Annotated in this window: 16 protein-coding genes; 13 read left to right on the forward strand and 3 right to left on the reverse strand. The window is 74.0% G+C overall.

The window, feature by feature from the left end; genetic code table 11:
* Genes sufC through O2W15_RS23480 form a run of 5 tightly spaced genes read left to right on the forward strand, consistent with a single transcriptional unit; the run spans position 1 to position 3,637 of the window.
* Complete coding sequence (gene sufC / locus O2W15_RS23460) at positions 1 to 834, forward strand: Fe-S cluster assembly ATPase SufC (RefSeq protein ID WP_269165126.1); 834 nt, start codon at positions 1 to 3, stop codon at positions 832 to 834.
* The gene (locus O2W15_RS23465; protein ID WP_269165125.1) at positions 831 to 2,156 is read left to right on the forward strand and encodes a cysteine desulfurase; all 1,326 of its coding nucleotides are present in this window, start codon (positions 831 to 833) and stop codon (positions 2,154 to 2,156) included. Before sufC ends, O2W15_RS23465 begins: the two co-directional genes overlap by 4 nt.
* Complete coding sequence (gene sufU, locus O2W15_RS23470; protein WP_269165124.1) at positions 2,156 to 2,617, forward strand: Fe-S cluster assembly sulfur transfer protein SufU; 462 nt, start codon at positions 2,156 to 2,158, stop codon at positions 2,615 to 2,617. The genes O2W15_RS23465 and sufU overlap by 1 nt, the downstream gene beginning before the upstream one ends.
* A gap of 1 nt (position 2,618) precedes the next feature.
* On the forward strand, positions 2,619 to 2,990 hold the full coding sequence (locus O2W15_RS23475) for a metal-sulfur cluster assembly factor (protein WP_036338662.1): 372 nt from the start codon (positions 2,619 to 2,621) through the stop codon (positions 2,988 to 2,990).
* An 8-nt stretch (positions 2,991 to 2,998) separates the two neighbouring features.
* Entirely contained in the window at positions 2,999 to 3,637 is a 639-nt protein-coding gene (locus O2W15_RS23480; protein WP_269181208.1) for a GNAT family N-acetyltransferase, read from the forward strand.
* A gap of 83 nt (positions 3,638 to 3,720) precedes the next feature.
* Here the strand turns inward: O2W15_RS23480 and O2W15_RS23485 are convergent, their stop codons facing one another.
* A complete protein-coding gene (locus O2W15_RS23485; protein ID WP_269181209.1) occupies positions 3,721 to 5,577 on the reverse strand; it encodes an SCO7613 C-terminal domain-containing membrane protein in 1,857 nt (618 codons plus the stop codon).
* 116 nt (positions 5,578 to 5,693) lie between these two features.
* Here O2W15_RS23485 and O2W15_RS23490 point away from each other — a divergent pair, with 116 nt between their 5' ends.
* The 8 genes from O2W15_RS23490 to O2W15_RS23525 all read left to right on the forward strand — a co-directional run bounded on the left by O2W15_RS23490 (position 5,694) and on the right by O2W15_RS23525 (position 12,730).
* Complete coding sequence (locus O2W15_RS23490) at positions 5,694 to 7,304, forward strand: ABC-F family ATP-binding cassette domain-containing protein (RefSeq protein ID WP_269181210.1); 1,611 nt, start codon at positions 5,694 to 5,696, stop codon at positions 7,302 to 7,304.
* Between the two features lie 188 nt (positions 7,305 to 7,492).
* Entirely contained in the window at positions 7,493 to 7,723 is a 231-nt protein-coding gene (locus tag O2W15_RS23495; protein ID WP_269165120.1) for a helix-turn-helix domain-containing protein, read from the forward strand.
* Positions 7,720 to 8,493, forward strand: coding sequence for an enoyl-CoA hydratase/isomerase family protein (locus O2W15_RS23500; RefSeq protein WP_269181211.1), 774 nt, complete (start codon positions 7,720 to 7,722; stop codon positions 8,491 to 8,493). Before O2W15_RS23495 ends, O2W15_RS23500 begins: the two co-directional genes overlap by 4 nt.
* A gap of 85 nt (positions 8,494 to 8,578) precedes the next feature.
* Entirely contained in the window at positions 8,579 to 10,462 is a 1,884-nt protein-coding gene (locus O2W15_RS23505) for an ABC transporter ATP-binding protein (RefSeq protein WP_269181212.1), read from the forward strand.
* A 131-nt stretch (positions 10,463 to 10,593) separates the two neighbouring features.
* Positions 10,594 to 10,869, forward strand: a complete 276-nt coding sequence (locus O2W15_RS23510; protein WP_269181213.1) for a hypothetical protein — start codon at positions 10,594 to 10,596, stop codon at positions 10,867 to 10,869.
* Between the two features lie 115 nt (positions 10,870 to 10,984).
* Positions 10,985 to 11,452, forward strand: coding sequence for an SgcJ/EcaC family oxidoreductase (locus O2W15_RS23515; RefSeq protein WP_036338644.1), 468 nt, complete (start codon positions 10,985 to 10,987; stop codon positions 11,450 to 11,452).
* Positions 11,449 to 12,273: a sulfurtransferase gene (locus O2W15_RS23520; protein WP_269181214.1), complete on the forward strand. Its 825-nt coding sequence runs from the start codon at positions 11,449 to 11,451 to the stop codon at positions 12,271 to 12,273. The genes O2W15_RS23515 and O2W15_RS23520 overlap by 4 nt, the downstream gene beginning before the upstream one ends.
* Before the next feature lie 85 nt (positions 12,274 to 12,358).
* Positions 12,359 to 12,730, forward strand: a complete 372-nt coding sequence (locus O2W15_RS23525; RefSeq protein ID WP_269181217.1) for a hypothetical protein — start codon at positions 12,359 to 12,361, stop codon at positions 12,728 to 12,730.
* A 6-nt stretch (positions 12,731 to 12,736) separates the two neighbouring features.
* Here the strand turns inward: O2W15_RS23525 and O2W15_RS23530 are convergent, their stop codons facing one another.
* Both O2W15_RS23530 and O2W15_RS23535 read right to left on the reverse strand, forming a co-directional pair.
* Positions 12,737 to 13,423 carry a sirohydrochlorin chelatase gene (locus O2W15_RS23530; protein WP_269181215.1) on the reverse strand — a complete coding sequence of 229 codons (687 nt, stop codon included), beginning with the start codon at positions 13,421 to 13,423 and terminating at the stop codon, positions 12,737 to 12,739.
* 65 nt (positions 13,424 to 13,488) lie between these two features.
* The coding region (locus O2W15_RS23535; RefSeq protein ID WP_269181216.1) for an SDR family oxidoreductase at positions 13,489 to 14,211 on the reverse strand (723 nt) is incomplete at its 5' end.

Below are 14,211 nucleotides of genomic sequence, written 5' to 3' on the forward strand. Positions count from 1 at the left end.
GTGACCAGCCCCACCGCCACTCCCACCGCCACCGGCCTCTCGGCCGGGAGCGTGCTGGAGATCCGCAACCTGCACGTCACCGTCGGTGACGGGGACGAGACCAAGGAGATCCTCCGCGGCGTCGACCTGACCGTCCGCGCAGGCGAGACCCACGCGATCATGGGCCCCAACGGGTCCGGCAAGTCGACCCTGGCCTACTCGATCGCCGGGCACCCCAAGTACACGATCACCGGTGGCACCGTGACCCTCGACGGCGAGGACGTCCTCGCGATGACCGTCGACGAGCGCGCCCGGGCCGGCCTGTTCCTGGCCATGCAGTACCCGGTCGAGGTCCCCGGCGTCTCGGTGTCGAACTTCCTGCGCACCGCGGCCACCGCGATCACCGGCGAGGCGCCGAAGCTGCGCACCTGGGTCAAGGACGTGCGCACCGAGATGACCGCGCTCGAGATGGACAGCGCGTTCGCCGAGCGCAACGTCAACGAGGGCTTCTCCGGTGGTGAGAAGAAGCGCCACGAGATCCTGCAGATGCGCCTCCTCAAGCCGAAGATGGCGATCCTCGACGAGACCGACTCCGGCCTGGACGTCGACGCGCTCCGCGTCGTCTCCGAGGGCGTAAACCGGGCCAAGGCCGACAGCCCGGTCGGCGTCCTGCTGATCACGCACTACACGCGGATCCTCAAGTACATCAAGCCCGACTTCGTGCACGTCTTCGTCGCCGGCCGGGTCGTCGACGAGGGTGGCCCGGAGCTCGCGCAGAAGCTCGAGGACGACGGCTACGCCGCCTACGTCAAGGACTCCAACGAGCAGGCTGCCAGCGAGGCTGCATCCGCATGACCGAGACCGTCTCGCGTCCCGTGGGGGCGCGCCAGGTGCCGCTCCCGCTGGACGTCGAGGCGATCCGGGCGGACTTCCCGATCCTGTCCCGCACCGTCCGGGACGGGAAGCGGCTGGTCTACCTCGACTCGGGCGCGACCTCGCAGAAGCCGACCAGCGTCCTGGACGCCGAGCGGTGGTTCTACGAGAACGTCAACGCCGCTCCGCACCGGGGTGCGCACCAGCTCGCCGAGGAGGCCACCGCGGCCTACGAGGCGGCGCGCACCACCATCGGGGCGTTCATCGGGGCGCCGGAGAACGAGGTCGTCTTCACCCGGAACAGCACCGAGGCGATCAACCTGGTCGCCTACGCGCTGTCCAACGCAGCGACCGCCAAGGAGCCGGAGTTCCGCCGGTACGCCGTCGGTCAGGGCGACGAGATCGTCGTGACCGAGATGGAGCACCACGCGAACCTGCTGCCCTGGCAGCAGCTGTGCGAGCGGACGGGGGCGACCCTGCGCTGGCTCGGGCTCACCGACGACGGCCGGCTCGACCTGTCGGACCTGGCCACCGTGGTGAACGAGCGCACCAAGCTCGTCGCGGTGACCCAGCAGTCGAACATCCTGGGCACGATCAACCCGCTGGGCGACATCGTCGCCCGGGCCCGGGAGGTCGGCGCCCTGGTGCTGGTGGACGGCGCCCAGTCGGTGCCGCACCAGCGGGTCGACGTCACCGAGCTCGGTGCGGACTTCCTGGTGTTCTCCGGGCACAAGATGCTCGGCCCGACCGGGGTCGGCGTGCTGTGGGGCCGCTACGACGTGCTCGACGCGCTGCCGCCCTTCCTCACCGGCGGCTCGATGATCGAGGTCGTCCGGATGGAGGGCAGCACGTTCATGCCCCCGCCGCAGCGCTTCGAGGCCGGCGTGCCGATGACCGCGCAGGTCATCGGGCTCGCCGCCGCCGTGGAGTACCTGCAGCGACTCGGCATGGACGCGGTGCAGGCCCATGAGGAGGCCCTCACCGAGTACGCGCTGGCCCAGCTGCAGGCCATCCCCGGCGTCACCGTGATCGGCCCGCCGGACACCGTGGCCCGCGGGGGAGCGATCAGCTTCACCGTCGAGGGCGTCCACCCGCACGACGTCGGCCAGGTCCTCGACGACCTCGGCATCGCCGTCCGGGTCGGGCACCACTGCGCCTGGCCGGTCGTGCGCCGGTACGGCGTCCCGGCCACCACCCGGGCGACGTTCTACGTGCACACCGGGTACGACGACGTCGACGCACTCGTCGAGGGCGTGCGGGAAGCCCAGCGCTTCTTCGGTGTTGCACCCAGCGAGGTGAAGTGATGCAGCTGCAGTCGATGTACCAGGACATCATCCTGGACCACTACCGGAACCCCCACGGGCGCGGACTCCGCGACCCGTTCGAGGCCGAGGTGCACCACGTCAACCCGACGTGTGGTGACGAGGTCACCCTGCGGGTGCACCTGGAGGGCGAGACCATCGCCGACGTCTCCTACGAGGGCATGGGCTGCTCGATCAGCCAGGCCTCGGTCTCGGCGATGTACGACCTGGTGATCGGCAAGAGCGTGACCGAGGCGATGCACACCGGCGAGCAGTTCATGACGCTGATGCAGAGCAAGGGCAACGCGACCGTGGCCGAGGAGCTCGAGGACGACCTGGAGGACGCCGTGGCGTTCGCCGGCGTCTCGAAGTACCCGGCGCGGGTCAAGTGCGCACTGATGAGCTGGATGGCGCTGAAGGACGCGAGCGCCCGCGCCCTCTCCACGACGAATGAGGCGAACTGAGATGACCGAGCCCACCACCCCCGACGCCGGCCTGTACGGCGGCAAGTCCGCCCTGATCGAGGACCTCGAGGAGGCCATGCGCGACGTCGTCGACCCCGAGCTGGGCGTCAACGTCGTCGACCTCGGTCTCGTCTACGGGCTGGACGTCGACACCGACGCCAACGTGGCGATCATCGACATGACGCTGACGTCGGCGGCCTGCCCGCTGACCGACGTGATCGAGGACCAGGCCCGCCAGGCCCTCACCGGCGGCCCCGGCCCCGGCCTGGTCGGCGACATCCGGATCAACTGGGTCTGGATGCCGCCGTGGGGCCCGGACAAGATCACCGACGACGGCCGCGAGCAGCTGCGGGCCCTCGGCTTCCGGGTCTAGTCCTGCAGTTGCGCACGTTGCTCGACCAGCTGGCCGTGGGGGAGACCCCGCCGGCTGCTGCGAGTGTCACGACCGTGCCGGCGCCTGCCCTCCTCGACGGACGGCGGGCGCCGGCACTCGTCGTCGGAGGGACCGGCTGGCACGTCGTGGCGGCCGATGTCGACCCGGGCTGGGTGGCCGCGCAGGTCGCACGCGAGCCGATCGAAGCGCCGCTGGGGGCCCGCTTCCTGTCGGCGCTGGCCGACCGGGTGGGCGCGGAGCCCGGGGTGCTGGACGCGCTGCTGATCGCCCCGCCGGCCCCGGTGCGCCCGGGCCTGGAGCTCGGGGAGGTCGCCCCCGGCGAGCACCCGAGGGTGCGGCGGGCGCTGCGGCACCGCTCCGGCGTGCGGGTGTGGACGACGCCGGACAGCGCCGCCCTGCTGGTCCTGGGCCGTGGTGTCGCCGGCCGGTGGGAGGCCAGTGTGGAGGTGCACCCGTCGGCCCAGGGCCGTGGTCTGGGCACCGCGCTGGCTGCTGCGGCCCCGGCGCTGGTGCCCGGCGGTGAGCCGCTGTGGGCGCAGGTCGCCCCGGCCAACACCGCCTCGCTGCGGTCGTTCCTGGCGGCGGACTGGCGCCCGGTCGGCGCCGAGGTCCTCTTCGGCTCCTGACCCGAGGCCTCATCGGGCTCAGGTCCGCATCTCTGCCGCGTCCAGGCCTGATGTCACTGATTACAGCTGCTGTAACGACAGCGTCAGCGCAGGTCAGTGACGCGGGCGAGGGCTGCGCGGGCGCGTGTCCGGCGCTGCTCGTAGACCGCGCCCGCGGCGAGCAGGACAGCGCCGGCCGCCCCGACGGCGAGCAGGCCGGTCAGGGGCAGGTGGACGACCAGCCGCCCGAGGGCCACCGCGGTCAACGACGCGGCACCGACCACCAGCGGGGCCTGCACCTGCCAGCGGCTGCCCGCGGTCGCGGAGAGCGTGGCGGCGAGGACGACCAGCACCAGCCGCAGCAGGTCCGGCTCGGTGGCCGCCAGCCAGACCGACGGGACGAAGGCGACCACCAGTCCCGGGCCCCAGGCCGGCCAGGACGCGCCGCGGGCCAGCCGTCGTCCTGAGTACAGCCACAGCACCATGGCGGCCGGGAGCGTGTAGGCCTCCGGCACGCCGATCCCGGCGCTGCCGGCGGCCAGCCAGGCGGCCAGGACCAGCGCGGTGCACCCACCGGCCCGGACGGGTGTCCGGTCGGTGACCGTGCCGGAGGCGATGAAGCCCACGCCGACGACGGCCAGGGCGAGGGCCAGGCCGGGCAGGTGCCCGGTGCCGGCCAGGTGCGCCAGCCCGGCAGCGGCGACCGCCGCGGCCGTCCAGGTCAACGGCAGCTCCGCGGGCTGCCCGCGCAGGGCGGTCGCGGCGCCGAGGGCCAGCAGGCACCACAGCACCAGCAGCTGACCGGCCGGCGCCGACCCGAGACTGCCGTCGGCCTCGGCCAGCAGCACGGCGGCGGCCAGGCAGCCCACCACGACCGGCAGCGCCCACCGGCGGTCGCTGGGCCGCCGGGCGGCGACCACCAGCGCGGGGACGGCGGCGACCGCGACCAGGGCAGCCAGCGCCGTCCAGCGTCCCGACCCGAGCAGCTGCACGACGGCCAGCCCGGTGAGCACCGCGGCGGCGGCGAGACCCGACGGGCGGAGCAGGCGGGACGGTCCCGGGGAGGCCACCGCACCGACCACCGTCGCGAGCGCCAGGCCGAGGTAGCCGCTGGTCATCACCCCGACCGGCCCCGCAGCCTGCAGCAGGCCGGCGACGGCGGCCCCGGTCACCAGCCCGGCCGACACCGGGACGGCGGCCGGGGGACCCAGCACGGGCCGCAGGTCCGCTCGTCGGGGCAGCGCGAGCAGCGCACCGGCCGCCAGCAGCATCAGCGCGGAGGGCACCAGCGCGGCGGCGACCGACTCCGTCGTCCACACGTGGGCGGTGGCCTCCACGACCCCCGTCACCCACCAGGCGGCCGCGGTGACCAGGGTGACCACCGCGACGGCCCGGCGGACGGCCAGCGTGATCACCAGCCCGGCGACGGCGGTGGCCAGCACGGCGGAGGCGTGCGGGGCCAGCGACAGCCCGGAGCCGGTCAGCGCGCTCAGCACCGCCCCCTGCCCGGCTCCCCAGGCGGCGATCGGCCAGGTGAGCGTCGTCCGCGGGATCAGGCCGAGGACGACGAAGACCGCGGCGAGCAGGGACAGCAGCACCGCGCTCGGGCCGCCGGGGCCGTCCCCGGCCGACCACGCGGCCACCGCGGCGAGCACCACGGCGGCGGAGGCGAGCGCCTCCTCGCTGCTGCGGAGGCCCCGGCGCCCCGCGCGCAGCGACCCCAGGGTCGCGGCGACGGTGAGCAGGGCGACCACGAGGAGGCCCGGGACGGAACCGGCGTCGGTGAGCGTGGCCGCGCCGGCGGCGACCACGGCGACCGCGCCGGCGCCGAGGAGCACCTGCTGGGGTGCGACGTCGCCGGTGCCGGTGCCGGTGTCGGTCGGCGCCGCGTCCGTCGGCGCCGTGGTCGGCGGGGGACGGCCCAGTGGCGGTGGGTAGACCACCTCAGGGCTGCCGGGCACCGCTCACCTCCGCTGTCTGGACCGTCGCGTGCGACCACGGCTGGTGCCCTGCGTACCCCAGGTGACGTGGAGGTCACCTGGCAATCCGGTCGGCCGATGGCGGTCGAGCGCCTATCATGGGGTCAGTGATCACGACGACCGGCCTCGAGCTGCGTGCCGGCTCCCGGATCCTCATCAGCGAAGCCGATCTGCGGGTCCAGCCCGGTGACCGCATCGGGCTGGTCGGGCGCAACGGTGCTGGCAAGACGACGACCCTGACCACCCTCGCCGGGGAGCGCGTGCCGCACGCCGGCAAGGTCGACGTGACCGGTGAGCTCGGCTACCTCCCGCAGGACCCGCGCAGCGGCGACCTCGACATCACCGCCAGCGACCGGGTGCTGTCCGGCCGCGGCCTGGACGTGCTGAAGGCGCAGCTGACCAAGGCGCAGGTGGCGATGGCCGAGCCCGCCGACGACGCCGAGATGGACCGCGCCGTCCGGCAGTACGGGCGGCTGGAGGACCAGTTCGCCGCACTCGGCGGGTACGCCGCGGAGAGCGACGCCGCCCGGATCTGCACCAACCTCGGCCTGCCCGACCGGGTGCTCCAGCAGCCGCTGCGCACCCTCTCCGGCGGCCAGCGCCGCCGCGTCGAGCTGGCCCGGATCCTCTTCTCCGACGCCGACACGCTGCTGCTCGACGAGCCCACCAACCACCTGGACGCCGACTCCATCGTCTGGCTCAAGGGCTACCTGGCCAGCCACCGCGCCGGGCTCATCGTCATCAGCCACGACGTCGAGCTGCTGGCCGCCGTCGTCAACAAGGTGTGGCACCTGGACGCCAACCGCGCCACGGTCGACGTCTACAACCTCGGCTGGAAGCGGTACCTGGACGCCCGGGAGACCGACGAGCGACGCCGCCGGTCCGAGCGCGCCAACGCCGAGAAGAAGATCGACGCACTCTCCGCCCAGGCGGACAAGATGCGGGCCAAGGCCACCAAGTCCAAGGCCGCGCAGAGCATGGACAAGCGCGCCCAGCGACTGGCCGCGGGCCTGGAGCAGGTGCGGGTGCAGGACAAGGTCGCGAAGCTGCGCTTCCCGACGCCGGCCCCGTGCGGCAGGACGCCGCTCACCGCCGAGCACCTCAGCAAGAGCTACGGCTCGCTGGAGATCTTCACCGGCGTCGACCTGGCCATCGACAAGGGCACCCGGGTCGTCGTCCTCGGCTTCAACGGCGCGGGCAAGACCACCCTGCTGCGCATGCTGGCCGGCACCGAGCAGCCGGACACCGGCGAGGTCAAGGCCGGGCACGGGCTGCGGGTCGGGTACTACGCGCAGGAGCACGAGACGATCGACATGGACCGCACGCTGCTGGAGAACATGCGGTCCTCGGCTCCGGGGAGCACCGACACCGAGCTGCGGAAGATCCTCGGCGCCTTCCTCTTCTCCGGCGACGCCGTCGACCAGCGGACCGGCACGCTGTCCGGTGGTGAGCGCACCCGGCTGGCGATGGCCACGCTGGTGGTCTCCGGCGCCAACGTGCTGCTGCTGGACGAGCCGACCAACAACCTGGACCCGGCCAGCCGCGAGCAGGTGCTCGAGGCGCTGCGCACCTACCAGGGCGCGATCGTGCTGGTGACCCACGACGAGGGCGCGGTGCACGCACTGAACCCCGACAAGGTGATCATCCTGCCCGACGGCACCGAGGACACCTGGAGCGCCGACTTCGCCGATCTGGTCTCGCTCGCGTAACGACGGGATCCGGTCGCCCCGCGGTGACCTGCTGATTCGGCGGTGCGCGTTCTTGTTGCGGTGGCCGACCCTCCCGGCCTGGGTGATCATGGCCAGTGGGACGCCGAGGTCACCGGGACATCGGCGCCGGGGGATCAGCGGGATGTCGTCGGCAGGAGTCGGCAGCACCCCTGACACGGAGGGGAGTCATGGCCGACTCGAGCACTGCGGACCTGAGCAAGGGCAAGAGGATCACCGGGGACGACCGCACGTCGCTGGCCGGCGAGCTCCGGGAGCGTTACGACGGCGGGGAGAGCATCCGCTCGCTGGCCACCTCGACCAACCGCTCCTACGGTTTCGTGCACCGTCTGCTGTCGGAGTCGGGCGCCACCCTCCGCGGTCGGGGTGGGGCGAACCGGAACGCCAAGAAGTCTGCGTGAGTGAGCAGCCCGACGGCTGGGTGAGGACGGCGCGCGAGGGCGCCGTCCTCACCGTGACCCTCGATCGGGCCGACCAGCTCAACGCGCAGACCCCGGCCACCTGGGCGGCGCTGCGCGCGGTCGGGGAGTCACTGGACGACGGCGTGCGCGTGGTCGTCGTCCGCGGCGCGGGCCGGGCGTTCTCCGCCGGCCTGGACCGCACGCTCTTCAGCGCCGACCCCGGGGTGCCCGGCGGGCTGGCCGAGCTGGGCTCGCTGCCCACCGAGGCGGCCCAGGAGCGCATCCGGGGCTACCAGGCGGCGTTCCGCTGGCTGCGCTCGCCCGGCGTCGTCTCGGTGGCGGCGGTGCAGGGGCACGCCATCGGCGCGGGCGCCCAGCTGGCGCTCGCCTGCGACCTCCGGGTGTTCACTGAGGACGCCCAGCTGCGGCTGCCCGAGGCCGGCCTCGGGCTGGTCCCCGACCTCACCGGTACCAGCACGCTGGTCGAGCTGGTCGGCTACAGCCGCGCCGTGGAGATCTGCCTGACCGGTCGGGCGGTGGGCGCGGCCGAGGCCGTGACCACCGGGCTGGCGAACCTCGCCGTCCCGACCGCCGAGCTCGACGGGGCGGTGGCCGACCTGGTCGCCGCGCTGCTGGGGCCGGACGCCGACGCCGCCCGGGAGACGCTGGCGCTGGTGCGCTCGGCCGTCCGCAACGGGCCCGACGAGCAGGACGCCGCCGAGCGGGCGGCCCAGGTGCGCCGGCTGCGGACACTGGCCGGGCGGGACTGACCGGACGGAACACGACGGCCGCCCCGGCTGTTCGGCTCGGTGATCAACCGGATCCAGCAACAGGGGGCGTGTCGTGGACTCACCGATGACGTCCATGGCGGCGATGCGGTCGTTCAGCACCGACCGCTCGGTCACGTCCCACGGCGTCCCCAAGGGGACGGTGCGCCGGATCCTGGGCATCGCCGGTCCCTACCGGCGCGAGCTCATCGGCTTCCTGGCGCTGGTCGTCTTCTCTGCGGTGATCGGGGTCGTGACCCCGCTGCTGGCCGGCGACATCGTCAACCGGATCGCCAACCTGACCGGCACGGCCGGCGACATCGTCCGGATCGCGCTGTTCATCGCCGGGCTGGCCGTGCTCGACGCCGCCAGCTCGCTCGTGCAGCGCTGGTACTCCGCCCGGATCGGCGAGGGCGTCATCTACGACCTGCGCACCCGGGTCTTCGAGCACGTGCAGCGGATGCCGGTCGCCTTCTTCACCCGGACCCAGACCGGTGCGCTGGTCAGCCGGCTGAACAACGACGTCATCGGCGCCCAGCGGGCCTTCACCTCCACGCTGTCCGGGGTCGTCTCCAACGTGATCGCCCTGGTGCTGACCGCCGGGGTCATGTTGAGCCTCTCCTGGCGGATCACCCTGCTGTCGATCGTGATGGTGCCGCTGTTCGTGGTGCCGGCCCAGCGGATCGGCAAGAAGCTGCAGACGATCACCCGGGAGTCCTACGGGCTCAACGCCTCGATGAACGCGACGATGACCGAGCGGTTCAACGTCGCCGGGGCGCTGCTGGTCAAGCTGTTCGGCCGGCCCGAGGTCGAGGCGGACTCCTTCCGCGGCCGGGCGTCCCGGGTGCGCGACATCGGCGTGCTCTCGGCGATGTACGGCCGCACCTTCTTCACCGCCCTCACCCTGGTCGCCGCGCTGGCCACCGCGCTGGTCTACGGGCTGGGGGGCTGGCTGGCGTTCACCGGGCAGCTGTCCGCCGGTGACGTCGTCGCCCTGGCGCTGCTGCTGGCGCGGCTCTACGGCCCGCTGACCGCGCTGGCCAACGTGCGGGTCGACGTGATGAGCGCGCTGGTCAGCTTCGACCGGGTGTTCGAGGTGCTCGACCTGGCGCCGATGATCGCCGAGGCCCCCGACGCGGTGCCGGTCCCGGTCGAGGACCGGTCCCTGGAGTTCGAGTCGGTCTCCTTCCGCTACCCGTCGGGGGCAGAGGTGTCGCTGGCGTCGCTGGAGGACGTCGCCGTCCCCGAGCACGGGCAGCCGGCCGAGGTGCTGCACGACGTCTCCTTCCGGGCCGAACCGGGCCAGCTGGTCGCCCTGGTCGGCACCTCGGGCGCCGGGAAGTCGACGATGGCCGCGCTGGTGTCCCGGCTCTACGACGTCACCGAGGGCACGGTGCGCGTCGGCGGGGTCGACGTCCGGCAGGCCACCACCGCCTCGCTGCGCGACGCGATCGGCGTGGTCAGCCAGGACGCCCACCTGTTCCACGACACGATCCGGGCCAACCTCCGCTACGCCAAGCCCGAGGCCACCGAGGACGAGCTGTGGTCGGCGCTCACCGGGGCCCGGATCGCCGCGCTGGTGCACTCACTGCCCGACGGGCTGGACACCGTGGTCGGCGACCGCGGGCACCGGATGTCCGGCGGGGAGAAGCAGCGGCTGGCGATCGCCCGGGTGCTGCTGAAGGCACCGGGCATCGTGATCCTGGACGAGGCGACCGCCCACCTGGACAGCGAGTCCGAGGTGGCGGTGCAGCACGCGCTGGACGCGGCGCTGGCCGGACGGACCTCGCTGGTGATCGCACACCGGCTGTCCACCATCCGCGGCGCCCATCAGATCCTGGTGGTCGACGCCGGCCGGATCGTCGAGCGCGGCACCCACGACGAGCTGCTCGCCGCCGGCGGCCACTACGCGGACCTCTACCGGACCCAGTTCGCCCCGGCCGGAGAGGACCAGGCCGTCCAGGTCGGATGAGCGGAGCGTCCGGAGCGGTATACCCACCGTGGTGGCCGTGCCGGAGGGCAGTGGTGAGCACTGCGCACCGGCCGCGCCCGTGGCACGTTCCCCCCGACGGCGCCCGTCACCCGAGCCGTGGGAGGCACACCTTGACCATCCAGCCGCCGCCATCCGTCGCCTCCGGCCGGCCGTGCCCGGTGACCGTGCCGCCGGCCGGCGACGTCCCGTCCCTGGAGCTGTTCGTCGGGGACGCCGAGTTCACCGTCGACAGCGGCGGGCCGCTGCTGGTCCGCGGCCACGGCGTGCCGCTCGACGAGCGGGTCCGCTTCCACGAGAAGGACGAGATCGGCGGCAAGGACGTCCGCGTCTGGCACGTGTCACAGCGGGACGGTGGGTTCGTCGCCGAACCCCTCGCCGCCTTCTGAGCAGCACCTCCGGACCCAGGTCGGACCACGGCTCGAGGGCACGGGGTCGGGCCCGGCGGGGCGGGCACACTACGGTCACTCCTGACCCACTCGTACCACCCGCAGGAGCACTCCCTTGAGCGCAGGTCATCCGCAGGACACCCAGATCCGGGCGCTGTACGCGCGGTACCTGGCGGGATGGAACCAGCGCAGCGGCGTGACGGTGTCCTCGGTCTTCGCTGACGACGGCGAGCTCATCGACCTCGACGGCACCCTGCGCAGCGGCCGGCTCAGCATCGCCGCCGACATGCGCCGGATGTTCACCGAGCACGCCACACCCACCTTCGTCGGCGTCGTGCGCTCGGTGCGCAGGCTGACCGACGGCGTGGTCGTGCTGCACGCGGTGGCCGGGATGGTGCCGCCCGGGGGCGACGCCGTCGACCCGTCCCGGCACACCGTCCACGCGCTCACCGCCGTCGAGGACGGGGGGCGCTGGAAGGTCGCCCTGCTGCAGAGCACCCCGGCCCGCTACGGCGGCCGGGCCGGCGCCCTCAACGCGCTGACCGAGGAACTGGAGGCAGCGCGGCACGAGGCAGCACGGTGACCGTGCTGATCGCGGCCGAGGAGCTCCTCGGCCGCACCGGCGACGTCGTCCTGCTCGACGTCCGCTGGGCGCTCGGGAGGTCGGACGGCCGGGAGCAGTACCGGGCCGGTCACCTGCCGGGCGCCGTCTACGTCGACCTGCCCACCGAGCTCGCCGCCGACGCGTCACCGGAGGCGGGGCGGCACCCGCTGCCCTCGGTACAGGCACTGCAAGCAGCGGCCCGGCGGTGGGGGATCTCCACCGGCTCGCGGGTCGTCGTCCACGACGCGACGGGCGGCCTGGCGGCGGCCCGGGCCTGGTGGCTGCTCCGCTGGGGCGGCCACACCGACGTCTCGATCCTCGACGGCGGGCTGGCGGCCTGGACCGCGGCCGGTGGCGAGCTGGAGGCCGGCGACGTCGTCCCCGAGCCCGGCGACGTGGTGCTGACCGGCGGGGGGATGCCGGTGCTCACCGCGGACGAGGCGGCTGCGCTGCCCGCGACGGGCGGGGTGCTGCTGGACGCCCGGGCCGGTGAGCGCTATCGCGGCGAGGTCGAACCGGTCGACCCGCGGGCCGGCCACGTGCCCGGTGCGGTCAGCGCCCCGACCACGGAGAACCTGGCCACCGACGGTCGTTTCGCTACAGCGGCTGTACTGACCGAGCGGTTCGCCGCGCTGGGCGTCCGGCCGGGGACGACGGTGGGCGTCTACTGCGGCTCCGGCGTCACCGCCGCACACGAGGTGGCGGCGCTCGCCGACGCCGGCATCGAGGCGGCCCTGTGGCCCGGTTCGTGGTCACAGTGGTCCGCCGACCGCGACCGCCCGGTCGCCACCGGCCCCTGAGGGGCCGAAGTCGCGATCTTGGCCCTGCGGGGGCGAACAGGACCGCGGGAGATCATCCCGGGTCGGTAGCCTGCGCCGCGTGATCATGATCGTCGCGGTCGTGGGTGTCGTGGTGCTGGGCTGCCTGGCCGCCTTCCAGGTGTCGCTGATCGCCGGTGCGCCGCTGGGCCGGTTCGCGTGGGGCGGGCAGCACGTCGTCCTGCCGGCGGCGCTGCGGATCGGCAGCGCGGTGTCCCTCGTGCTCTACGCACTGTTCGCCGCGCTCATCCTGCAGGTGGCAGGTGCGCTGGACGTCCTCCCGCGCGGTGTGGCCGACGTGGCCATCTGGGTGCTCACGGCGTACTTCGCGGTCGGGGTGTTGATGAACGCCGCCTCACGCAGCCGTCGCGAGCGCCTGGTGATGACGCCGGTCGCGTTGGTGCTGGCCGTCGTCTGCCTGGTGCTGGCGCTGCAGTGAGCGGGATCAGGCCGGGGTGAGGGCTGCGTCGTAGCGGTCGAGCAGGACGGCGGCGATCCGCTCGTCGGGCAGCAATGGCGCCGTGACGCAATCCGCGCCGGCGCCCTGGAGCTTGTCGTGGAAGTGTCCGGGCGCGAGCAGGTAGGCGGCGACGACGACCCGCTGGGCGCCGGCCGCGCGCGCGGCAGCGACCGCCTCGGGCACGGGGGGCTGGGCGGCCGAGCCGTAGCCGGTGGTGACCGGGCCGGCCCAGTCGCGCTGGAGCAGCGCCGCAGTGTCCTCGACGTCCTGCACCGAGCGCTTGTCGCTGGAGCCGGCGGCGGCGAGCACGATCGCGGTGGCCGGGTCGGCGCGGTCGGCGCCGGCCGCGACCAGCCGGTCGGTGAGCACGCCCACCAGCCGGGCGTCGGGTCCCAGCGGCCGGGCGGCCACCGCCGACGGGTGGTCGGCGACGGCACCGGCGATGTCGACGTGCACGTGGTACCCGCCGGACAACAGCAGCGGGACGACGACGGCCGGGGTCGCCGACTCGCCCAGCCCGCGGACGACGTCGACGACCGTCGGCGGCTGCACGTCGACGAAGGCCGCGGTGGTGGTGAGCCCCGGCCGCAGGGCGCGGGCGGCGAGCGCCAGCTGACCGATCAGCCGCCGGCCGGTGGGGTTGCGGGTGCCGTGCGCGCAAGCGACCAGCACGGGCTGGCCCCCTCGTAGGGGCCCGCCGCGAGCTTGCGAGTGGTGGGGGATGAGGGGGTCCTTTCTCACAGTGCGCGGGTGACGCCGCCGTCGACGGCGAGCATGGTGCCCGTGACGTAGGAGGCGGCGGGGGAGAGGGCGAAGGCGGCGACCGCGCCGAACTCCTCCGGGCGGCCGACCCGGCGGAGCGGGATGGACGCCTCGGTGCGCGTGCGGGCGGCAGCCGGGTCGCCGGAGGCCGCCTCGATCTCGGTGACCCGGTCGGTGGCGATCGTGCCGGGCAGCAGCCCGAAGACCCGGATGCCGCGGGGCCCGAGCTCGTCGGCGAGCGCCTTGGTGGTCATCGCCAGCCCGGGCCGCAGGCCGTTGGAGATGGCCAGGTGCCCGATCGGCTGGCGCACCGAGGTGGAGAGCACCAGCCCGATCGCGGCGTCGGGGGACAGGTGCGGCACGAGCGCCCGGATCAGCCGGAGCGGCCCGAGTAGCACGCTCTCGACCCCGGCCCGCCAGGCGTCCTCCGGGACATCGAGCACGCTGCCCGGTGCCGGCCCGCCGACGGAGATCAGCGCGCCGTCGATCCGGCCCAGCCGGTCGACCGCCGCGCCGACCAGGTCCTCGGCGGCCGCGGGGTCGGCCAGGTCGGCGGCCAGCCCGGACGCCGCCGGTGCCCCGCCGAGCGAGGCGACGGCGGCGTCGACCGACTCGGGGGACCGGGAGCTGATCAGCACCCGGGCCCCGTCGTCGACGAGGGCCCGGGCGGTCGCGAACCCCAGCCCCCGGCTGGCGCC

The sequence above is a fragment of the Modestobacter sp. VKM Ac-2979 genome, from assembly GCF_026967995.1.
Taxonomy (GTDB): Bacteria; Actinomycetota; Actinomycetes; order Mycobacteriales; family Geodermatophilaceae; genus Modestobacter.